This is a genomic window from Rathayibacter sp. AC182 (assembly GCF_979253875.1).
The window spans coordinates 430,050-451,212 of record NZ_CEEDEK010000003.1; the positions used below are offsets into that span (position 1 = coordinate 430,050).

A 21,163-nucleotide genomic window follows, 5' to 3' on the forward strand; every position below is an offset into this window, starting at 1 on the left:
GATCCCAACCCCGCTTGCCTGGTCCGAGCGCCCCGTCGGCGACGAGGCGCTGAACATGGGGAAGACGGCGGAGAAGATCCACGACCGGTTCCCGCAGCTGACCAAGGAGCGCTCCGATCGCTACGCGCTGCGCAGCCAGCAGAAGCTCGCGGCGGCGTACGAGTCCGGCGACATCCAGCCCGACCTCATCCCCGTCGCCACTCGCAGCGCCTCCGGATGGGGCCTCGCCACCGCCGACGAGGCGCCCCGTCCTGAGACGACCCTCGAGGCTGGCGGGGCTCCGCACCCCGTTCCGTCCGCACGGGGCGTGACCGCGGGCAACTCCTCCGGTCTGAACGACGGGGCGACCGTCTCGCCCCTCGCGAGCGCGGACGCGGCGAAGGAGCTCGGGCTCTCCACCAAGATGCGCTCGTCAGCTTCGCCTTCGCCGGCGTGGAGCCGGAGATCATGGGCATCGGCCCCGTCCCCAGCACCGAGAAGGCGCTGCGCAAGGCCGGTCTCGGCATCGAGGACATCGGCCTCTTCGAGCTCAACGAGGCGTTCGCGGTGCAGGTGCTCTCGTTCCTCGACCACTTCGGCATCGACGACGACGACCCCCGGGTCAACGAGTACGGCGGAGCGATCGCCGTCGGCCATCCGCTCGCCTCCTCGGGCGTGCGCCTGATGATCCAGCTCGCGCGGCAGTTCGAGGTGCACCCGGAGGTGCGCTACGGGCTCACGGCGATGCGTCGGGCTCGGCCAGGGGGAACCCTCGTCTGGGAGAACCCGCACTTCGACGGCAAGCGCACACGACGGAAGGGACGCCGATCATGCTCGACGGTTTCGAGGACCTCGCAGACCTCACGGAGGGGAGGTCGTCACCCACTCCTACGTGCGCGACGTCCGGCCGCCAGCGGGCGCGTGCTCGCGCTCGTCACTCTTCGACAACGACCGCGACCACACGCGGCCGAGCACCTTCGGTCCGGCGTCCCTGTTCGAGCTCGCCGACGTCCTGATCGCGCAGAAGGCGCGCGCGGCGGACGGGGAGATCCAGGGCGTCGCCCTGACCGGCAAGCCGTTCATCCTGGCCGCGGGCGCCGATCTGAGCAAGGTGGGCACCATCCCGAGCCGGGAGCTCGGCCGCCAGCTGGCTCGACTCGGGCACCGGCACCCTCGGCATGCTGTCCGACCTCGGTGTCCCCTCGTTCGTCTTCATCAACGGGCTGGCGCTGGGCGGCGGCACCGAGATCGCGCTGAACGCCGACTACCGGACCGTCGACGAGTCGATCCCCGCGCTGGGCCTGCCCGAGGTGTTCCTGGGCATCATCCCCGGGTGGGGCGGGACCTACCTGCTCCCGAACCTGATCGGCATCGAGAACGCTCTGAAGATCGTCGTCGAGAACCCGCTGAAGAACAATCGGACGATCAAGGGGCGGGAGGTGCTGGAGCTCGGCATCGCCGACGCGCTCTTCCCGTCGGCGTCGTTCCCTCGAGGACTCGCTGCGCTGGGCCGACGGCGTCCTGGGCGGCAGCGTGACCGTCGCGCGTCCCCATGCTCCCGGGAGTGATCGAGCGGATGGTGAAGTGGGACGTCGCCGTCGGCATCGCCCGCAAGCAGCTCGAGTCCCGCATCGGCACCGTCGTAGCTTCGCCCTACCGGGGCGCTGGAACTCCTCAAGGGCGCGAAGACCGCCACCCGCGAGGAGGCGTTCGCCGCCGAGGACGAAGTGCTCGCGGATCTGATCTCGGGCGATCAGTTCCGGGCGAGCATCTACGCCTTCGACCTCGTGCAGAAGCGGGCCAAGCGGCCGGCCGGCGCTCCCGACAAGGCGCTCGCCAAGCCCGTGACGAAGGTCGGAGTGATCGGCGCCGGCCTGATGGCCACCCAGTTCGCTCTCCTGTTCGTCCGACGCCTCCAGATCCCGGTGGTCATCACCGACCTCGACCAGGAGCGGGTGGACAAGGGCGTGGCGACGATCGTCGGGGAGATCGACGCGCTGCTCGCGAAGGGGCGCCTCTCCCCCGACGACGCCAACCGCCTGCGCAGTCTCGTCACCGGCACGACGGATCGCCTCCGAGTTCGCCGACGCGGACTGGGTGATCGAGGCGGTCTTCGAGGAGCTGTCGGTCAAGCAGGAGGTCTTCGCCGACATCGAGCGGTACGTGTCCCCCACGGCCGTCCTCGCGACCAACACCTCCTCGCTGTCCGTCGAGCGGATCGGAGAGGGTCTGGAGCACCCCGAGCGCCTCGTCGGCTTCCACTTCTTCAATCCGGTCGCGGTCATGCCGCTCATCGAGGTCGTGCGACCCCGCTGACCGACGACGAGACGCTCTCGACCGCCATGGTGACGGCGGCGAAGCTCAAGAAGAACGCCGTCATCACGCGGGACACCCCCGGTTTCGTGGTCAATCGCGTGCTCGCGAAGGTGCTCGGCGAGGCGATGCACGCGGTCGACACCGGCACGCCCTTCGAGGTGGTCGAGCAGTCGCTCGCGCCGTTCGGCCTGCCCATGACGCCGTTCGAGCTCCTCGAGCTCGTCGGGCTGAAGGTCGGAGCGCACGTGCTGGACACCCACCACGCGGCCTTCCCCGACCGCTTCTTCGAGAGCGCGAACCTGCACCGGCTGGCCGAGCTGGGCCACGTGTTCGAGCGCGATGCGAAGGGGCGGGTGAAGGGCGTCGACAAGCGGGCGGTGGCGATCGTCGCCGGCGGCTCCGACCCGATGACCGCGGAGGAGCTGCGCCTGCGCGTCGAGACCGGGCTCGCCGACGAGGTCAAGCGGATGCTGGACGACGACGTCGTGCACGCGGCCGAGGACATCGACCTCTGCCTGATCCTGGGCGCCGGCTACCCGTTCCAGATGGGAGGGCTGACGCCCTACCTCGACCGGGTCGGAGCGAGTGAGCGCGCGTTCGGCGACACGTTCCACCACCCGGTGATCCGCGGCGTCGACTGACGCCGCGCCTGATGACCGTCTCCGGCTCGCCGCCTCGCACGGTGAGCCGGAGGCGGTGCCGGCGCTGCGGGCGGCCGTCGAGGGTCGTGTCGGTGGTCCGTCGTACCGTGCCCGCATGACCCGCATCGTCTACTACGTCGCCTCCTCCCTCGACGGCTTCATCGCCGATCCCGACGACGACCTCGGCTGGCTCCTGCAGTTCGGCTTCGAGGCGTTCCAGGAGCACTACGACCGCTTCCTCGCGAGTGTGGGGGCCGTCGTGATGGGCTCCACCACCTACGAGTTCGTCCGTCGCGAGGGCGCCTGGCCCTATGATCTGCCGGCGTGGGTCCTGACCTCCGCCGAGCGTCCGCAGCCCGAGGGCGGTGAGGTCCGCTTCGCCTCCGGCGACGTCTCCGAGCTGCTGCCGGCCATCCGGGAGTCCGCCGGGGAGCGCGACGTCTGGATCGTGGGCGGCGGTGCCGTCGCCGCCCGCTTCGCCGAGGCCGGCGCGCTCGACGAGGTCAGGGTGACGGTCATGCCCGTCCTCCTCGGAGGCGGGCGGGCGCTCCTGCCGATGCGGCGCACCGAGCCCTTCGAGCTCGTGGGTCGACGCCGTTCTCCGGCGGCGCGATCGAGCTCGTCTACCGGCTCTGACGCGGGTCCCACGACGACGGAGCTGCCCGGAGGCCGCCTCGCAGGTGATCCCTGCGCGACGGGCGCCGAGGGTCGATCCTCAGTCGGTGCGGGCCTTCGTCGTGCGCCGCGGCTTCCTCGGGGAGCGGTCGAGCCACGGGGATCTTGCTGCCGAGCACCTGGGCGACGACGTCCCGAGCGATGTGCTGCGGGGTGAGATCCGACGTCCTCGAGGATCTCCTCGCGCTTCGCGTGATCGAGGAACTGGTCCGGCAGCCCGAGCTCGGTGACGGCCGTGTCGACTCCCGCCTCGCGGAGGTCCTGCCGGATGCGGGTCCCGATGCCGCCCACGCGGACGCCGTCCTCGATCGAGACGACGAGGCGGTGCTCGCGTGCGAGCTCGATGATGCTCCGCGGGGACGGGCACGACCCAGCGGGGGTCGACCACCGTGGCGCCGATGCCCTGGGCGGCGAGACGACGGGCGACGTCGAGGCCCATCGTCGCCATCGGTCCGACGGTCACGATCAGCACGTCCTGGCGCTCGGCACGCGAGAGCACGTCGACCCCGATCGTGCAGCCGCTCGAGAGCCTCGATCTCGTCGCCGACGTTGCCCTTCGAGAAGCGGACGACGGTGGGAGCGTCCGTCACTCCGACGGCCTCGCGGAGCTCCTCGCGGAGGCGGACCGAGTCGCGGGGAGCCGAGAGGCGGATGTTCGGGACGACCTGCAGGATCGCGAGATCCCACATCCCGTGGTGGCTCGGGCCGTCGGGTCCGGTGACCCCCGCGCGGTCGAGGACGAAGGTCACACCGGCCCGGTGGAGGGCCACGTCCATCAGCACCTGGTCGAAGGCGCGGTTCACGAAGGTCGCGTAGAGCGCGACGACGGGGTGCAACCCTCCGAACGCGAGGCCGGCGGCGGAGGTGACGGCGTGCTGCTCCGCGGATGCCGACGTCGAAGACGCGATCGGGGTGCTTCTCGGCCATCTTGCAGTCCCACCGGCCGGAGCATCGCGGCCGTGATGCCGACGATCGTGGCGTCCTCGTCGGCGAGGGTCACGATCTCGTCGGCGAACACCGATGTCCACGAGCGGGCGCCGGGCGCGGCGAGCGGCTCCTCGGTCTCGGGCGTCGATCTGGCCGACGGCGTGGAACTGGTCGGCGAGGTCGTCGACGGCCGGTCGGAAGCCCTTCTCTCCTGCGGATCGCGTGCACGATGACGGGCTGGCCGTAGTCCTTGGCCTGCTGGAGCGCCTCCTCCATCGCCGTCACGTCGTGCCCGTCGATCGGGCCGAGGTACTTGATGTCGAGGTTGGAGTAGAGGGCCTCGTTGTTGATGAAGCGGCTGAGGAAGCCGTGCATCCCGCCGCGGACCCCGCGGTAGACGGCGGCGGCAGGGCTGCCGAGCCGCTCGGAGACGGCGCGCGAGCCCCGGTGCAGCGTGCGGTAGCTGCGCTTGGTGCGCACCTCCGTTGAGGAACCGGGCCATGCCGCCGATGGTGGGGGCGTAGGAGCGCCCGCTGTCGTTGACGACGATGACGAGACCGCGGGCGTTGTCGTCGCTGATGTTGTTCAGCGCCTCCCAGGTCATGCCGCCGGTGAGGCACCGTCGCCCACCACCGCGACGACGCGCCGGTCGGTCTGGCCGGTCATCGTGAAGGCGCGCGAGATGCCGTCGGCCCAGGACAGGGAGCTGGACGCGTGCGAGCTCGACGATGTCGTGCGGCGACTCGGAGCGCTGCGGATAGCCCGCCAGTCCGCCGCGCTGACGCAGGCCCGAGAAGTCCTGGCGGCCGGTCAGCAGCTTGTGCACGTACGACTGGTGGCCGGTGTCGAAGATGATCGCGTCGCGCGGCGAGTCGAAGACCCGGTGGATCGCGATCGTCGTCTCGACCACTCCGAGGTTCGGCCGAGGTGACCGCCGGTCTTCGAGACCTCGCGCACCAGGAAGTCCCGGATCTCCTGCGCCAGGGCCCGAGCTCGGAGCGGGTCAGGCGATCGAGGTCGCGCGGTCCGCCGATGGTCTCGAGAACAGCCATTCGCGCCGCCTTCCGGGGTCGATGAGAGGGAGTGGACGTCTGTCGAGTCTACGCACCGGGGTGCGCAGGAACGCCTGTGCGCCTCCCCTTGCGGGAAGGCGCACCAGGCGTGTCGGCTCTAGACGAGCGAGCGGAGGACGTACTGCAGGATGCCGCCGTTGCGGTAGTAGTCCGCCTCACCGGGAGTGTCGATCGGACGACCGCCTCGAACTCGATCGGCTGCTTGGCCTGCGGGCGAGTGCTCGGTCGGCTCGGCGACGACGTGCACCGTCTTGGGGGTGACACCCTCGTTCAGCGCCTCGATGCCCGAGATGCTGATCGACTCCGTGCCGTCGAGCCCGAGCGACGCCCAGGTCTCGCCGGCCGGGAACTGCAGCGGGATGACTCCCATGCCGATCAGGTTCGAGCGGTGGATCCGCTCGAAGCCTCGTCGACGATGACGGCCTCGACGCCGAGGAGGCTGGTGCCCTTCGCCGCCCAGTCGCGCGAGGAACCGGAGCCGTACTCCTTGCCGCCCAGGATGACGAGCGGCGTGCCCTCGGCCTGGTAGTTCTGCGACGCGTCGTAGATGAACGACTGGGAGCGCTCGGCTGCGTGAAGTCGCGGGTGTAACCGCCCTCCACGCCGTCCAGCAGCTGGTTCTTCAGGCGGATGTTCGCGAACGTGCCGCGGATCATCACCTCGTGGTTGCCACGCCTGGACCTCGTAGGAGCTGTAGTCCTTGCGGTCGACGCGGTGCTCGGCGAGGTACTGGCCGGCGGGGCTGGTCGGCCTTGATCGAGCCGGCGGGGCTGATGCGGTCGGTCGTCGCTCGGAGTCGCCGAGTTCGGCGAGCACGCGGGCCGAGGCGATGTCGGCGACCGGGGCGGTCTCCATCGTCATGCCGTCAGCGGGTACGCGGGCTTCCGGACGTAGGTCGACTCCTGGTCCCACTCGAACGTCGCGCCCTCGGGGCCTGGAGCGAGCGCCAGCGCTCGTCGCCGTCGAACACGCCGCTGTACTGCGTGTCGAACATCGACTTGTCGATCGACCGAGTCGATCGTCGCCTGCACCTCGGCGCGCGTCGGGCCAGATGTCCTTGAGGAACACGTCGTTGCCGTCGCCGGCCGGTGCCGAGGGCGTCGACCTCGAAGTCGAAGTTCATCGACCCGGCGAGGGCGTAGGCGATGACCAGCGGCGGGCTCGCCAGGTAGTTCATCTTGACGTCGGGGTTGATGCGGCCCTCGAGCTGCGGTTGCCCGAGAGCACCGCCGTCACGGCGAGGTCGCCGTCCTTGGACCGCGGCCGAGATCTCCTCGAGCAGCGGGCCGGAGTTGCCGATGCAGGTCGTGCAGCCGTAGCCGACGGTGTAGAAGCCGAGCGCCTCGAGCGACTCGGTCAGACCGGCCTTCTCGTAGTAGTCGGTGACGACCTTGGAACCCGGTGCCAGCGTGGTCTTGACCTGTCGGCTTGGCCTTGAGGCCCTTCTGCGCCGCGTTGCGAGCGAGCAGGCCGGCGGCCAGCATCACAGAGGGTCTCGACGTGTCCGTGCACGAGGTGATCGCCGCGATGGCGACCGCGCCGTGGTCGATGGTGAAGGTCTCGCCGGGTCGCCGAGCTCGACGGTCGTCGGCTTCGAGGCCGTGCTCGGTGCGTGCGAGCGGTGGATGTGCTCGTGCGCGCAGGCTCGTCCTGCGGTTGAGCTCGCCCGGGTCCGACGCGGGGAAGGACTCGGCGATGGTCAGGTCGACGATGTCGTGCGAGACGTCGGCGTAGTTGTTGAGGTCCGACTCCGAACTGCGTCTTGGCCGAGGTCAGCTCGATGCGCCTGCTCCTCGGGCCGGCGATCGACGGGACGACGGTCGACGAGGTCGAGCTCGAGGTACTCGCTGACCACGGGCTCCACCTCGGCGTCGTGCCAGAGCTTCTGGAGCTTGGAGTACTGCTCGACCAGTGCGATCTGGCTCGTCGCTGCGCCCGGTGAGGCGCAGGTAGTCGAGGGTCACGTCGTCGATCAGGAACATCGCGGCGGTCGAGCCGAACTCGGGGCTCATGTTGCCGATGGTGGCGCGGTTCGCGAGGGGACCTCGGCGACGCCGGCTCCGTAGAACTCGACGAACTTGCCGACGACGCCGTGCTTGCGCAGCATCTCGGTGATGGTGAGCACGACGTCGGTCGCGGTGACGCCCGTGGGGATCGCGCCCGACAGCTTGAAGCCGACGACCTTCGGGATGAGCATCGAGACGGGCTGGCCGAGCATGGCCGCCTCGGCCTCGATGCCGCCGACGCCCCAGCCCAGCACGCCGAGGCCGTTGACCATCGTGGTGTGAGAGTCGGTGCCGACGCAGGTGTCGGGGTAGGCGCGCAGGACTCCGCCGACCTCGCGGGTCATGGTGACCCGGGCGAGGTACTCGATGTTGACCTGGTGCACGATGCCCGTTCCGGGCGGGACGACCTTGAAGTCGTCGAAGGCCGTCTGGCCCCAGCGCAGGAACTGGTACCGCTCGCCGTTGCGCTCGTACTCGAGCTCGACGTTGCGCTCGAGGGCGTCCTCGGTGCCGAACAGGTCGGCGATGACGGAGTGGTCGATGACCATCTCGGCCGGAGCCAGCGGATTGATCTTGTCGGGGTCGCCGCCGAGGGCCGCGACGGCCTCGCGCATGGTGGCGAGGTCGACGATGCAGGGAACGCCGGTGAAGTCCTGCATGACCACGCGCGCGGGCGTGAACTGGATCTCGGTGTCGGGCTCCGACTCCGGGACCCACTCGCCGAGCGCGCGGATGTGGTCGGCGGTGATGTTCGCGCCGTCCTCCGTGCGGAGGAGGTTCTCGAGCAGCACCTTCAGGCTGAACGGGAGCTTCTCGTGACCGGGGACCCGGTCGATGCGGAACACCTCGTAGTCGGTCTGCCCGACCTTCTAGAGTGTCTTTCGATCCAAAGCTGTCTACCGCGGACACGTCGCCCTCTCCTTCGCTGACGTGGATCCCGCCGACGGGCGGACCCACATATCCGAGTCCATCTTGGCGACCGCGCAGAGCGGGCTCCACCAAGGAGGACCTAACACCGGTGCGTCGCCGCACCCGTTGCGCCCTGCGTCGGAGCGCGGGGCGGCCGGGAGCTATTTATCTCGACGTCGAGACACCTACGTCCTCGACCCGGCGGTCACGCACCCGGCGCGGCGACCTCGTCCTCGTCCTCGTCCCGTGCGCCGCGGTACCCGCTCGGACCGCGAGGACCGTCAGCACGAGCAGCGGGGCGTACAGCGGGAGCCCGAGGACCAGCTCCACCGTGCCGAGGGCCGGGTGTCCTCGGCGAGGAAGAGCGGGTACTGCACCGCGAGCCGCAGCAGGAACAGTCCCGCCCAGGCCAGGGTCAGTGCGGCGAACAGCCGTCGCTTGCGCTTGTCGTCGCGCCAGGCGGTCCCGTCGCGCCATGAGGTACCTGGCCGCGACTCCGATGAGCGGCCAGCGCACGAGCACGGACGCGAGGAAGACGAGTCCGTAGACCAGGTTCGTGATGAGTCCGGGGACGAAGTCGTCCACCGCCCGACCGGTGACGAGTGCCAGCGCCGCCGAGACGACGACCCCGAGGAGTCCGCCGACCGCCTGGATGACCGGGGTGCGGCCGAGGATGCGCGCCACGGTGAACAGGACGGCCATCCCCACCGAGGCGACGAGCGAGAGCACGAGCTCGCCGGTGACGGCGAACAGGAGCACGAAGGCGACGCCGGGGACGACGGCCCGAGGATCCCGCGGACCCTGCCCATCGTGCGCAGCAGCGCGCCCGTCGAACGGCTCGCCGTCGGCGACGACCCCGAGACCGGAACGGCGCGCCGCCTGGGCGATGGCCTCCCCCACCTCGGGGCGGATCGGCTCCGGCTGCTGCTCGCGGTCGGGCGGGCTCTGCTCCATGCGGGTCAGCTCGCGCTCTGCTGCGTCTGACCGCCGGTGGGGACCTTCAGGGGGATGAGGTCGCGCGGGGCATGGGGCCGGAGCCGCGTACGACGACGATGCTGCGGAACAGCTCCTCGACCGCCGCGGCGGCCTCCTGGTTCACCGCTCCCGCGCCGGCGATGACACCGCGCAGGAACCAGCGCGGTCCGTCGACGCCGACGAAGCGGGCGACACGGGACTCCCTCCCGCGATCGGGAGCTGGGCGACGAGCTCGGGGCCGAACACGCCCTCGCGCTCGGCCGTGCGGCCGCCCTGCTTGGCGACCTGCTCGGCGATCTGGCCCCGGATCTCGTGCCACAGCCCGGAGGAGCGCGGCGCGGGCGAACGGCTGCACCTGCAGAGTGGAGCCCGCGTAGTCGAGACCGACGGCGATGACCTGCTTGGTCCCCTCCTCGACCTCGAGGCGGATGTGCATGCCCTCGCGCGGGAGGACCTTCACGCCGCCGAGGTCGATGTAGGGGCGCACGGGGTTGGCCTCGCGCTCGTCGAGCGGCCCCGCCTCGGCGCGATCGGCGGGCGCGGACTTCCGAGATCCTGTTCGACGACCTCCGCCGGTGCGTCCGGTCCTGTCGCTGCCTGGATGTCGCTCATGCGTTCTCCTTCGGAGTGCTGGTCGGGGAGGCGTCGTAGCCCGTCGATCCGAAGCCGCCGAGCCCGCGGACGGACTCGGGCAGCTCGTCGACCGGGGTGAAGCGCGCGCGACGACGGGGACGATCACGAGCTGCGCGATCCGGTCGCCCGCCGTCACGCGGTACGCGCGCTCCGCGTCGGTGTTGAGCAGCGCCACCCGGATCTCGCCGCGGTAGCCCGCGTCGATCGTCCCGGGCGCGTTGACGATGGTGATGCCGTGCTTGAAGGCGAGTCCGCTGCGCGGGACCACGAAGCCGACATGGCCCTCGGGGAGGGCGATCGCCACTCCCGTGCCCACGCTGGCCCGCTCACCGGGCTCGAGGACGACGTCCTCGGTCGAGAGCAGATCGGCTCCGGCGTCCCCCGGGTGCGCGTAGCCGGGAAGGGTGTCCGCGCGGATCGCGACGTCGACGGATTCGTTCACGTGACGAGGGTAGACCAGTTGTCTCGATGCAATAGGGACATGCAGTCGTACCGGGAGAGGCTCTGGCCCGCGCCGTGGCTCTTCGTCTCCACAGCCCTCGTGATCCCTGCCAGCATCCTGGTGTTCGCACCGATCGACCCGGTCGTCGGAGTCGTCGTCGCACTCGTCCTCTACGCGGGCTGCATCGGCGCCCTGCTGGCGCTCTCGCCGGTGATCGAGGTCGTCGACGGCGAGCCCGCGCGGGGAGGGCGCACATCCCTCTGGAGCTGGTGGGCGAGCCCTCGTCGCACGAGGGCCGCGAGGCGTTCGCCGAACGCGGACCGCGGCTGGACGCTCGCGCCTACCTCGTGATCCGGGGCTGGGTGCGCGACGTCGTGCGGGTGCCGATCGAGGATCCGCAGGACCCGACGCCGTACTGGCTGCTGTCGAGTCGTCGCCCGAACGACATCGTCGCCGCGATCCGGGATCACGGCGACGGAGCGGTCGTCCTTCGGAGCGAGGAGAGGCCTAGGCGGCGCACTCCAGGCAGATCGGTCCGAGCTTCTCCTCGTGGTCGATCTGAGAGCGGTGCTTCACGAGGAAGCAGCTCACGCACGTGAATTCGTCCGCCTGGGGCGGAAGGACCACGACGTCCAGATCGAGGTCTCGAGAGATCGGCTCCGGCAGTTCGAATCCGCCCGGGTTGTCGGCGTCATCGACGTCGACAACTCCGGACATCTTGTCGGGGACTCGCTCCTTCAGGGCCTCGATCGACTCGGAGTCGTCATCGGTCTTGCGGGGGGCGTCGTAGTCCGTAGCCATTCCCATCCACTTCTTATATTCAGCTGTTCAACAAATCGGCGGGGACAGTGTGCATCAAGGCGGATCGATTCGCAAACCAAATGGATCCGTGGTTGACACCGCCTGTCAGCGCCTCCTTCCGCCCCAACTTTCGACCCGCCCGCGGTATTCCCCGGCATCGGGCGGAACCCGTGCCATCCTTGCCCCGGTTCGCGTCCAGAAGGAGGTCCCGCACGATGATGGAACTGAAGGTGATCGGCGTCGAGAGCGGATCGCTCGTGCTCGTCTCCGGCGGAGGCGAGCGGTTCTCGGTGCGGATCGACGAGACTCTGCAGAGCCAGCCGCGGCCGCGCGTCCACACCCTCCCGCCGCGCGAGAAGCGCGTCTCACCCCGCGAGATCCAGGCGCACATCCGTTCGGGCCTCTCCGCCGAGGAGGTCGCCGAGCTCACGGGCGCGCCCCTCGAGCACGTCCAGCGCTTCGAGGGTCCGGTCACCGCCGAGCGCGAGCACATCGTCGCCTCCGCGCTGTCGGTGCGCGTCTACACGAGCGCCGACCCCGATCCCCCGAGGAGGGCACCCCCTTCGGCGACGTCATCCGCGAGCGCCTCGCCGCGCTGGGCGCCGAGGGCGAGCAGTGGTCGAGCTGGAAGGAGGAGGACGGCTGGGCCGTCAAGCTCCTGTTCCGCTCGGACGAGATCGACCACGACGCCCGCTGGCGCTTCGACCCCAAGAAGGCCGTCCTGTCGCCCCTGACCCCCGAGGCCACGACGCTCTCGCAGCAGGGCGAGATCCGGCCCACCCTCATCCCGAGGCTCCGCGCCGTCATCCCCGCCGCGGTCGACGAGCTCGCGACGCGCTTCGACACCGACGCGTTCTCCCGGCCGTCCGAGCCCGAGCGCAGCTCCCGTGGCGAGCACCCCGCGTCCGGTCGCCCGACCGCCCTCCCGCACGCGCGCCCGTCGGCCGTCCGGACCTCCGACACCGAGCCGCAGCCGGCGCTGTCCGACACGCCGCGCGTGGTCTCGACCCTCCCTCGCCCCGTGTCGAGCACGACCGAGCAGCGCGAGCGCAATCTCAACGACACCGCCGATCTGCTCGACGCGCTCCGCCGCCGTCGCGGGGAGCGCGACCACGCGTCCTCTCTCCGATCCGCGAGGAGCCGAAGCAGGAGGCTCCGACCGTCGAGAAGGCGCCGGAGCCCGAGCGCCCGGCTCCCGCCGCGCCTCCTGCGGCCGCCGCCCCTGCGAAGGAGCACGCACCGACCGGTACCCGGGGCGGATTCCGCCGCGGGCGCACGTCGATGCCCAGCTGGGACGAGATCGTCTTCGGGGCGCGCAGCGACGACTGACCGGGTGGAGGGTCCACAGGGCTCCCTCCACCCGCGACCGTCCGCGGTCGTGGGGACGTCCGGATCGTGCACCGCCCGGACGTCGACGCCGTCGAGCGCTCCGAAGCCGATCAGCGGGACCTGGGTCTCCTCCGGGGTGAGCGAGCCGTGCTGGCCGATCATCGATCGACCCGACGAGTCCTCGGCGTCGTAATAGGCGATCGCCTTGCGCGCGGCGACGAACACGTCGCCCATCCGCTCCGCCGCGGGCGCGCCGATGTCGCCGAACCAGCCGCTCGCGGCGATCTCGGCCCGGGTCGCGATCCAGGCCTGCTCCCTCCGCATCGCGCCAGTGCGCCGCGACGCTCTCCGCCTCCGCCCCGGGCCCGAGGTGGAGCTGCAGGCGGCGGGGCTCCCGCCAGGTGCCGCACGCCCTCGAGCAGGGACCCGTGCTCGACGAGGACGTGGGAGGAGGCGGGGACGTCGAGCACACCGTGGTCGGCGGTGACGAGCGCGGCCTCCGGCGGTCCAGACGCCGCGCGAAGGAGCCGACCTCGCCGTCGAGCAGCTCGAGCGCGGCGGTCCACTCCGGCGACTCCCACCCGCGCGCGTGCGCGGTCATGTCGAGCTCGGGGACGTAGAGGTACACGATGCGCCGGCCACCGGCGTCGAGGGGGTCGCGGGCCGCGGCGAAGCGCTCGGCGATGCTCCCGGCCGACCGGTACTCGGCGCCCCGGAGGATCGCGCGCGTCAGTCCTGAGCGGGCGTAGCGCGAAGGGCCGATCACGCTCGCAGCGACCCCCTCGACGACGGCGCGCTCGAAGACGGTGGGTGGCTGCCACTGCGCGGGCACCATGCCCTCGTCCCAGCCCGAGAGCTGATTGACGAGTCGATCGGCACCGCGGTCGAGGACCCGGTAGCCGACCATGCCGTGCCCGCCCGGCCGCAGACCCGTCGTCAGGCTCGCGAGTGCGGCCGCCGTCGTCGTCGGGAAGCCCGAGGGGATCGTCGTGGCGGGTGAGGGCGGGGGCGAGCGTGCGGGTGCCCGACCGCTGCCTCAGGCTGGAGGCGCCCAGGCCGTCCACGAGCACCACGACGACGCGGTCGAGGCGGGGAGTTCCGAAGGCACCGCGCCGTCCGAGGATCGCATCGAGGGCCCCGGGGAGCACGTCGGCGAGGCTCCGCCGCCCGGCGGGGGCGGCGGGTATGTGGGACATCGCGCTCAGTTTCGCACAGTGCTCCTCGCTCGGGGCGAGCCCCGCGGGCGGAGGTCCGAGCGGGGACGCCGTCCGGCGCCTCCCCGAGCACGACGGGGTCCGGTGCGACGAGGCACTCGGAGCTTCCCGCCCGGTCGTCCCGGCCCGCGAGCCCCGTGCTGAGAGCGAGAGGCGCCACCCGGCGCCGTCGCCCTGCGCCCGCCACCGAGCGTGAGTCATGAACGCCGCATCCCCCTCGTCCGGATCCACTCCGGCCGCACACTCCTCGCTGTCCGAGCGCATCGAGGACGTCGACGTCTCGACCGAGATGGAGGGGTCGTTCCTCGAGTACGCCTACTCGGTCATCTACTCGCGGGCGCTGCCCGATGCCCGCGACGGACTGAAGCCGGTGCAGCGCCGCATCCTCTACATGATGAGCGAGATGGGCTTGCGGCCGGACCACGGCCACGTCAAGTCGGCGCGGGTGACCGGCGAGGTCATGGGCAAGCTGCACCCGCACGGCGACGCCTCGATCTACGACTCGCTCGTGCGCCTCGCCCAGCCCTTCACCCTGCGGGTCCCCCTGGTCGACGGCCACGGCAACTTCGGCTCGCTCGACGACGGCCCCGCGGCCGCCCGCTACACCGAGGCGCGGCTCGCGCCCGCCGCCATGGCGATGACCGAGCACCTGGGCGAGGACGTCGTCGACTTCGTCCCCAACTACGACAACTCGCACCAGCAGCCCGAGGTCCTGCCCTCGGCGTTCCCGAACCTCGGCTGGTCAACGGCGCCAGCGGCATCGCGGTCGGCATGGCGACGAACATGGCGCCGCACAACCTGATCGAGGTGATCGGAGCGGCGCGGCACCTGATCGCCCACTCCGAGGCCTCGCTCGAGGACCTCATGTCCTTCGTGCCGGGTCCCGACTTCCCCAGCGGCGGGACGATCGTCGGTCTCGCCGGCGTGCGCGACGCCTACGCGACCGGGCGCGGGAGCTTCAAGACCCGGGCTCGGGTCTCCGTCGAGAGCATCACCGCCCGGAAGTCCGGGCTGGTCGTCACCGAGCTCCCTATCTCGTCGGGGCCGAGAAGGTCATCGACAAGATCAAGGACGGCGTTCAGAACAAGAAGCTCAGCGGCATCTCGGACGTCACCGACCTCACGGACCGCGACAACGGCCTGCGTCTCGTGATCGGCATCAAGACGGGCTTCAGCCCGGAGGCGGTCCTCGGCGAGCCTCTACCGCTACACGCCCCTCGAGGACGGCTTCGCGATCAACAACGTGGCCCTGGTCGACGGGCAGCCCGCACGCTCGGACTCCGGGGAGCTCCTCCAGGTCTAGCGGCCACCGCGTCACCGACGGCGACGCGGCGGTCGCAGTACCGCTCTCCGCAAGCGCCAGGAGCGCCTGCACCTCGTCGAGGGACTCCTCGTGGCCATCGTCGACATCGACGAGGTCATCCAGCTGATCCGCGCGAGCGACGACACCGCTGCGGCCAGAGCGCGCCTCATCGAGGTCTTCGATCTCAGCACGATCCAGGCCGACTACATCCTCGAGCTCCAGCTGCGCCGACTGACGAGGTTCTCCCGGATCGAGCTCGAGACCGAGCGCGACACTCTTCTCGCCGAGATCGCCGAGCTGGAGCGCTGCTCGCGAGCCGCAGCCGGATCGAGTCGCTCGTGTCCGACGAGCTGGACGACGTCGCGCAGCGCCTGGGCACCCTCGTCGCACGCTCCTCACCGAGGCGCGCCCCTCCGTCGCGACCACCGGGCGCAAGACCGCCGCAGTACTCGAGATCGCCGACGTGCCGTGCCGGGTGCATCTCAGCACCACCGGCCGCATGGTCCGCGTCGACCGCGATCCCGAGGCGGCGGCGCAGCCGGTCAGGGCGACCCGGCGCAGCAAGCACGACGCCGTCCTCAGCGCCCTCGACACGACGAGCCGCACCGACATCGGCGCCGTGACGAGCGCGGGACGGCTGCTCCGCTTCTCCCCGTCGACGTCCCCTCCGTCCCGTCGTCCTCCGTCCAGCTCGGCGCCGGCGTGCGCATGGCGGACTACCTCCCGGCGCTCGGCAAGGACGAGCGCGTGCTCGCTCTGGTGGCGCTCGACGACACCCGCCCGATCGCCCTCGGCACGCTCCAGGGTGTCGAAGAGGGTGTCGGCCACCGAGCTGCAGAACCGGCCCGACGTCGAGCTCATCGCGCTCAAGCCCAAGGACGCGGTCGTGGACGGCGCCCGCCGGCGACGAGGACGAGCTGGTCTTCGTCACCGGGGAGGCCCAGCTCCTGCGCTTCCCGGCGTCGGCGGTGGCCTCAGGCCGGACAGCAGGGGGCATGGCCGGAGTCAAGCTCGGCGAGACCGACGAGGTCGTGCACTTCGCCGTGGTCGAGGCGGACGACCGCGAGGACGCGGTCGTCGCGACCGTCGCGGTCGACAGCTGGGCGCTGACCGGCACCGACACCGGCAGCGCGAAGGTCTCGCCGTTCTCGGAGTTCCCGTCCAAGGGCCGGGCGACCGGCGGCGTCCGCGCCCAGCGCTTCCTCAAGGGCGAGACGGCCCTCGGGGTCGCCTGGGTCGGTCCGGGCCCGGCGCACGCCCTCGAGGCCGACGGGTCCGTCGCGGCACTGCCGGAGTCCGGCATGAAGCGCGATGGATCGGGAGTGCCGCTCTCGGCGCCCGTGGCGACGATCGGCGCGGCTCCCGAGCTGCTCGACCGCCGTCGGGCCCGGGACGGTCACACGTCGATGCGGTCGCGCGAGAGCGTCTCGGATCCGCGGACGATGAAGTCCTTCCGCGGCGCCACCTCGTTGCCCATCAGCAGCTCGAAGACCCGGCCCGCGTTCTCGGCGTCGGACACGCGGACTCGGCGCAGCGTGCGGCGGGCGCGGTCCATCGTCGTCGTGGCGAGCTGATCCGCATCCATCTCGCCGAGGCCCTTGTAGCGCTGGATCGGGTCCTGGAATCGCCGCCCGCCTTCGCCAGGGCGGCGAGCACGCTCTGCAGCTCCTTCTCGGAGGTACGTGTAGATCGTCTCGTTCGGCTTCTTGCCCGCGTTCATCACGACCACGCGGTGCAGCGGAGGCACGGCCGCGAACACCCGGCCCGCCTCGACCAGCGGCCGCATGTAGCGGAAGAACAGCGTGAGCAGGAGGGTGCGGATGTGCGCGCCGTCGACGTCGGCGTCGCTCATCAGGATGATCTTGCCGTAGCGCGCCACCGACAGGTCGAACGAGCGACTCCGAGCCCGCGCCGATGACCTGGATCATCGAGGCGCACTCCGTGTTCGAGAGCATGTCGGCGACGCTCGCCTTCTGCACGTTCAGGATCTTGCCCCGGATCGGCAGCAGTGCCTGGTACTCGCTGTTGCGCGCGAGCTGCGGTGCCGAGGGCGGAGTCGCCCTCGACGATGAAGAGCTCGCTGTTGTCGACGTCGTTGCTGCGGCAGTCGACGAGCTTCGCGGGCAGCGACGACGATTCCAGCGCGTCCTTGCGGCGCTGCGTCTCCTTGTGCGCGCGCGCCGAGATGCGCGACTTCATCTCGGCGACGACCTTCTCGAGCAGCTGGGACATCTGCGTCTTGTCCTCGCGCTTCGCCGAGGAGAAGACGGCGCCGAGTGTCGAGCCGACCGTCTGCGCGACGATGGCGCGCACGGCGGGGGTGCCGAGGATCTCCTTCGTCTGGCCCTCGAACTGCGGCTCGGGGAGACGGACCGTGAGCACCGCCGTGAGGCCGGCGAGCACGTCGTCCTTCTCGACCTTGTCCGAGCCCGCCTTCAGCCGGCGCGCGTTCGCCTCGACCTGGGAGCGGAGGAGCTTGAGCAGTCCCTGCTCGAAGCCGGTCTGATGCGTGCCTCCCTTGGGCGTGGCGATGATGTTGACGAAGCTCCGCATCACCGTCTCGTAGCCGGTGCCCCAGCGCAGGGCGATGTCGACCTCGCAGCTGCGCTCCACCTCGGTGGACACCATGGCGCCACCTGGGGTGAGCACGGGGACGTTCTCGGTGAAGGGTCCCGGTGCCGGTCAGACGGAGCACGTCGGTCACGGCGGAATCGGGCGCGAGGAACTCGACGAACTCCGAGATGCCGCCGTCGTAGCGGAACATCTCGGCGCGCCGCTCGTCCTCCCGGTCGTCGACGATGTCGAGGGTGAGCCCGGGAACCAGGAACGCCGTCTGCCGTGCGCGCGTGACGAGATCGTCCGTCTGGAAGGCCGCGCCCTTCGTGAAGATCTGGCGGTCGGTCCAGTAGCGCACGCGGGTGCCGGTGACTCCTCCGCGACCTTGCCGACGACGGCGAGCTCCGAGCCGTTCTCGAAGGGCGTGAACGGCGCGTCCGGAGTGGGCTCCCCGCATCCGCGAAGCGACCGGGCTCGCCGCGGTGGAACGACATGCGGTAGGTGTGGCCGTTGCGGTCGACCTCGACGTCGAGCCGCTCCGAGAGGGCGTTGACCACGGAGGCGCCCACGCCGTGCAGGCCGCCCGAGGCCGCGTAGGGAGCCGGAGTCGAACTTGCCGCCGGCGTGCAGCTTGGTGAAGACGACCTCGACGCCGGACAGGCCGGTCTTGGGCTCGATGTCGACCGGGATCCCGCGCGCGCGGTCTCGCACCTCCACGCTGCCGTCGGCGTGGAGGACGACGCTGATCTCGGTGCCGTGCCCCGCGAGTGCCTCGTCGACGGAGTTGTCGATGATCTCCCACAGGCAGTGCATCAGGCCGCGTGGATCGGTCGAGCCGATGTACATGCCCGGCCGCTTCCGGACCGCCTCGAGGCCTTCCAGGACGGAGAGGTGCCGGGCGGGGTAGTCGGTGGAGGCCATTCCTCCAGCTTGCTTTCGCGGAACCCTCACTCCGGGACGCGACCCGGGCGGTGCCCTGCACCGAGCGCCAGTGATCCGGCGGGCCTACGCGCACAGCGAAATGCCCTCCGATCGTCTCGGTGCAGAAACAATCGCGTGCTTGGATGGGTTCCACTCAAGCAGAGATCGAAGACCGAGTGCAGGAGGCCAAGTCATGTCGACCACCGCAACCCCTACTGGCGTGGACGAGCTCGCGGGTGCCCACCAGCTCCCGCCGCCGACCGCTGCGACAGCTGTGGAGCCCAGGCGTGCACATCCGCGTCGTCGTGAACAGCGGAGAACTGCTGTTCTGCGCCCACCACGGCAAGAAGTACCAGGAGAAGCTCTCCAGCATCGCTCAGAGCTGGCACGACGAGTCCGCGCGGCTCTTCGAGGAGCAGCGCCCCTGATCGTCCGGGCCACCGCCCCGGATCGGCCCGACGGACGCTGAGCGCGTCCTACAGGCCGACGCCGAGCCGCTTCGCGATGACCTCGCGGGCGGCTCGAGCTGCTTCATCGGCACGGACGAGTCGCTGATCCACGACCGCGTACTCCAGGCCGTTGCGCTCGGCGATCCTCGTCAGGATCGCATCGGCGAGCACCGGGTTCTTCGCGAGCAGCGGACCGTGCAGGTGGGTCCCGAGCAGCGATCCGGCGAGGTGGCCCTCGGACCCTCCTCGTCGCCCGTCCCGTGCAGGACACGACCGAGCACGGTGCCGGGGTCGATCCCCTCGAAGCGCCGCAGATGGTTCTCGAAGCCCACCAGGACGCCGGCGGGCGACTCGACGACCAGATCGTCGGTGGCGCGGGCGGCAGCGGGACGGCGCGACCCGGGAAGACGCCGATCCCCTGCACGATGCCCGACGCGGTCGTGAACGACTGCGCGAGCAGCCCCAGCCCGCCCCGATCGCGACGAACTCGGTCCCGGAGTCGGCCCAGCCCCGCACGGTGGCATCGACGTCGCGGAGCACGTCGAGGACCGCCGGGAGGTCCTCATCGGCCCCGGTGCCGGCGACCAGCACGTCGGGACGATCGCGGAAGTCGTCCCGGTGACGCAGCGGGACGACGTCCGCATCGAGTCCGGCCCATCGCGCCCGGGTGACGAGGACGCGGGCGTTCGCCGCATCGCCGTTGCTGTCGAGCACGTCGGGGGCGAGCACGCCGATCCGCAGAGAGGTCACGAGGTCTCCTCGCGGTTGGAGGTGAGCTGGAGGTGGGCGCGGGTCCGGCGCATCGAGTCGGCGGAGAAGACGATCGTCTTGCGCCCGGTCGTCGACGGTGCCGGCAGCGCCAGGAAGCCGTCGAGTGCTCGGCCGAGATCCTCGTCGACCGCGTCGATCGCTACTCCGTCGTACTGCAGGTGGAGCGCGGCCTCGTGGGCCTTGGATCCCGAGACCACGCGCACCCGGCCGAGGCCGGACGTGTCGACGGGCCAGAAGTACGAGGGATCGCGCACGTCGGAGCCGATCGCGAGCATGATCTGCTCGGTCCCCGTCGGGATCTCGGAGATGTTCAGCCGGTAGCTCGCCGGGTTCTGCACCAGGACGAACTCGACCTCCTGGCCGCGGACCACGACGACCTCGCCTCGTCCGAACACGGGAGCGATCGAGGACAGGGCGGCGGAGGCGGTGTCCGCGTCGAAGCGGTCGCCGAGCACGGCGCGCGCAGTCGAGACGGCGGCAGCGGCGTCCACGGCGTAGTGGATCCCGCGCGCCGGGAGTCCGATGTCGAGCAGGACCCCGTCGCTCAGATCTCGGCCGCCGCCCCGTTTGTAGCGGAGACGATCGTCGTCGCGCGGTCCGTTCCCGTCGCTGCCTCCGCCGCGTAGCCGAGTCCGCCGGGAGCGGCGGCACGGACGGCCGGAGCGACTCCGTACCACTGCACCCGATCGGCGGGGAGGCTCGTCGGCGATGTCGGCCACGTGGCGGTCGTCGGCGTTGAGCACGACCCGACCGGTCGCCCGCTCCGAGATCGAGGCGAGCATCCGCGCGACCATCGAGGGGTCGAAGAAGCGGTCGATCTGATCGACCACGACGTTGGTGAGCACGACGACGCGGGGGCGCATGCGGGGAGCGAGCCGCGCCCGTGCCCCTCGTCCATCTCGAGGACGGCGATGTCCGCGTCGATGCGTCCCCGCAGGTCCGTCCGCTCCAGGAGGGCGGAGGTGAGGCCCTGCGCGATGTTGGCGGTCGACGGGTTGGTGAACACGCTCAGCCCGTGGGCGCGGAGGACGGCGACCAGCATCTTCGTGGTCGTCGACTTGCCGGCCGACTCCGGTGACGACGACGAGCCCCTCGGGGAAGCCGTCGAGGACCGCGGGCAGGAACCCGGGAGCGACGCGGTTGACGACGAGCCCGGGCACGGCGGATCCTCCGCCGGGCTTCCGGAGGCGTGCCGCGAAGCGGGCGGCCCTCCCGAGGAGGACCGCCGGCGCGTAGCGGATCAC

Annotated in this window: 11 protein-coding genes and 15 pseudogenes; 9 read left to right on the plus strand and 17 right to left on the minus strand. The window is 70.9% G+C overall.

What is annotated here, in order from left to right; translation table 11 throughout:
• Nucleotides 1-55: 55 nt before the first annotated feature.
• The 4 genes and pseudogenes from AC0CII_RS05245 to AC0CII_RS05260 form a co-directional block, all read left to right on the plus strand.
• A pseudogene (locus AC0CII_RS05245) lies at nucleotides 56-292 on the plus strand (thiolase family protein); the annotation flags it as partial.
• Between the two features lie 128 nt (nucleotides 293-420).
• Nucleotides 421-723 (plus strand): annotated as a pseudogene (locus AC0CII_RS05250) (acetyl-CoA C-acyltransferase); the annotation flags it as partial.
• 127 nt (nucleotides 724-850) lie between these two features.
• A pseudogene (locus AC0CII_RS05255) lies at nucleotides 851-2,936 on the plus strand (3-hydroxyacyl-CoA dehydrogenase NAD-binding domain-containing protein); the annotation flags it as partial.
• A 115-nt stretch (nucleotides 2,937-3,051) separates the two neighbouring features.
• Entirely contained in the window at nucleotides 3,052-3,768 is a 717-nt protein-coding gene (locus AC0CII_RS05260; protein ID WP_465228805.1) for a dihydrofolate reductase family protein, read from the plus strand.
• 53 nt (nucleotides 3,769-3,821) lie between these two features.
• Here the strand turns inward: AC0CII_RS05260 and AC0CII_RS05265 are convergent.
• The 12 genes and pseudogenes from AC0CII_RS05265 to dut all read right to left on the minus strand — a co-directional run.
• A pseudogene (locus AC0CII_RS05265) lies at nucleotides 3,822-4,059 on the minus strand (transketolase C-terminal domain-containing protein); the annotation flags it as partial.
• A gap of 157 nt (nucleotides 4,060-4,216) precedes the next feature.
• Nucleotides 4,217-4,639, minus strand: a pseudogene (locus tag AC0CII_RS05270) (hypothetical protein); the annotation flags it as partial.
• The gene (locus AC0CII_RS05275; protein ID WP_465228806.1) at nucleotides 4,608-5,018 is read right to left on the minus strand and encodes a 1-deoxy-D-xylulose-5-phosphate synthase N-terminal domain-containing protein; all 411 of its coding nucleotides are present in this window, start codon (nucleotides 5,016-5,018) and stop codon (nucleotides 4,608-4,610) included. The pseudogene AC0CII_RS05270 and the gene AC0CII_RS05275, both read right to left, overlap by 32 nt.
• A 37-nt stretch (nucleotides 5,019-5,055) precedes the next feature.
• Nucleotides 5,056-5,448 (minus strand): annotated as a pseudogene (locus AC0CII_RS05280) (1-deoxy-D-xylulose-5-phosphate synthase N-terminal domain-containing protein); the annotation flags it as partial.
• 260 nt (nucleotides 5,449-5,708) lie between these two features.
• Entirely contained in the window at nucleotides 5,709-5,981 is a 273-nt protein-coding gene (locus tag AC0CII_RS05285; RefSeq protein ID WP_465228807.1) for a hypothetical protein, read from the minus strand.
• A gap of 5 nt (nucleotides 5,982-5,986) precedes the next feature.
• Nucleotides 5,987-6,472 (minus strand): hypothetical protein, encoded by a 486-nt coding sequence (locus AC0CII_RS05290; RefSeq protein WP_465228808.1) that lies wholly within the window; start codon nucleotides 6,470-6,472, stop codon nucleotides 5,987-5,989.
• 4 nt (nucleotides 6,473-6,476) lie between these two features.
• Complete coding sequence (locus AC0CII_RS05295) at nucleotides 6,477-6,788, minus strand: hypothetical protein (protein ID WP_465228809.1); 312 nt, start codon at nucleotides 6,786-6,788, stop codon at nucleotides 6,477-6,479.
• A 9-nt stretch (nucleotides 6,789-6,797) separates the two neighbouring features.
• A pseudogene (locus tag AC0CII_RS05300) lies at nucleotides 6,798-7,019 on the minus strand (aconitase family protein); the annotation flags it as partial.
• Between the two features lie 73 nt (nucleotides 7,020-7,092).
• A pseudogene (locus tag AC0CII_RS05305) lies at nucleotides 7,093-8,526 on the minus strand (aconitase family protein); the annotation flags it as partial.
• 165 nt (nucleotides 8,527-8,691) lie between these two features.
• Nucleotides 8,692-9,480, minus strand: a complete 789-nt coding sequence (locus tag AC0CII_RS05310; protein WP_465228810.1) for a DUF3159 domain-containing protein — start codon at nucleotides 9,478-9,480, stop codon at nucleotides 8,692-8,694.
• 46 nt (nucleotides 9,481-9,526) lie between these two features.
• Nucleotides 9,527-9,988 carry a DUF3710 domain-containing protein gene (locus AC0CII_RS05315; protein WP_465228811.1) on the minus strand — a complete coding sequence of 154 codons (462 nt, stop codon included), beginning with the start codon at nucleotides 9,986-9,988 and terminating at the stop codon, nucleotides 9,527-9,529.
• A 121-nt stretch (nucleotides 9,989-10,109) separates the two neighbouring features.
• Nucleotides 10,110-10,576 (minus strand): annotated as a pseudogene (gene dut / locus AC0CII_RS05320) (dUTP diphosphatase).
• A gap of 39 nt (nucleotides 10,577-10,615) precedes the next feature.
• Here dut and AC0CII_RS05325 point away from each other — a divergent pair.
• Nucleotides 10,616-11,175, plus strand: a pseudogene (locus AC0CII_RS05325) (DUF3093 domain-containing protein).
• On the opposite strand, the gene AC0CII_RS05330 reads toward AC0CII_RS05325, so the two are convergent.
• Entirely contained in the window at nucleotides 11,084-11,377 is a 294-nt protein-coding gene (locus AC0CII_RS05330; protein WP_465228812.1) for a DUF4193 domain-containing protein, read from the minus strand. The pseudogene AC0CII_RS05325 and the gene AC0CII_RS05330 sit on opposite strands and share 92 nt — an antisense overlap.
• 218 nt (nucleotides 11,378-11,595) lie before the next feature.
• Between AC0CII_RS05330 and sepH (AC0CII_RS05335) the strand changes: the two are divergent.
• Nucleotides 11,596-11,856 (plus strand): annotated as a pseudogene (sepH, locus tag AC0CII_RS05335) (septation protein SepH); the annotation flags it as partial.
• A 95-nt stretch (nucleotides 11,857-11,951) separates the two neighbouring features.
• Entirely contained in the window at nucleotides 11,952-12,899 is a 948-nt protein-coding gene (gene sepH, locus AC0CII_RS05340) for a septation protein SepH (RefSeq protein ID WP_465229056.1), read from the plus strand.
• 366 nt (nucleotides 12,900-13,265) lie between these two features.
• Here sepH (AC0CII_RS05340) and AC0CII_RS05345 read toward each other — a convergent pair.
• A pseudogene (locus AC0CII_RS05345) lies at nucleotides 13,266-13,691 on the minus strand (alkaline phosphatase family protein); the annotation flags it as partial.
• A gap of 428 nt (nucleotides 13,692-14,119) precedes the next feature.
• Here AC0CII_RS05345 and AC0CII_RS05350 point away from each other — a divergent pair.
• Nucleotides 14,120-16,577 (plus strand): annotated as a pseudogene (locus AC0CII_RS05350) (DNA gyrase/topoisomerase IV subunit A); the annotation flags it as partial.
• A gap of 41 nt (nucleotides 16,578-16,618) precedes the next feature.
• Here AC0CII_RS05350 and AC0CII_RS05355 read toward each other — a convergent pair.
• Nucleotides 16,619-18,699, minus strand: a pseudogene (locus AC0CII_RS05355) (DNA gyrase/topoisomerase IV subunit B).
• Between the two features lie 193 nt (nucleotides 18,700-18,892).
• On the opposite strand from AC0CII_RS05355, the pseudogene AC0CII_RS05360 reads away from it, so the two are divergent.
• A pseudogene (locus tag AC0CII_RS05360) lies at nucleotides 18,893-19,127 on the plus strand (DUF7455 domain-containing protein).
• 48 nt (nucleotides 19,128-19,175) lie between these two features.
• On the opposite strand, the gene AC0CII_RS05365 reads toward AC0CII_RS05360, so the two are convergent.
• Together AC0CII_RS05365 and AC0CII_RS05370 are read right to left on the minus strand one after the other, a co-directional pair.
• Nucleotides 19,176-19,898 (minus strand): hypothetical protein, encoded by a 723-nt coding sequence (locus AC0CII_RS05365; RefSeq protein ID WP_465228813.1) that lies wholly within the window; start codon nucleotides 19,896-19,898, stop codon nucleotides 19,176-19,178.
• Nucleotides 19,895-21,163 carry a hypothetical protein gene (locus AC0CII_RS05370; protein WP_465228814.1) on the minus strand — a complete coding sequence of 423 codons (1,269 nt, stop codon included), beginning with the start codon at nucleotides 21,161-21,163 and terminating at the stop codon, nucleotides 19,895-19,897. Before AC0CII_RS05370 ends, AC0CII_RS05365 begins: the two co-directional genes overlap by 4 nt.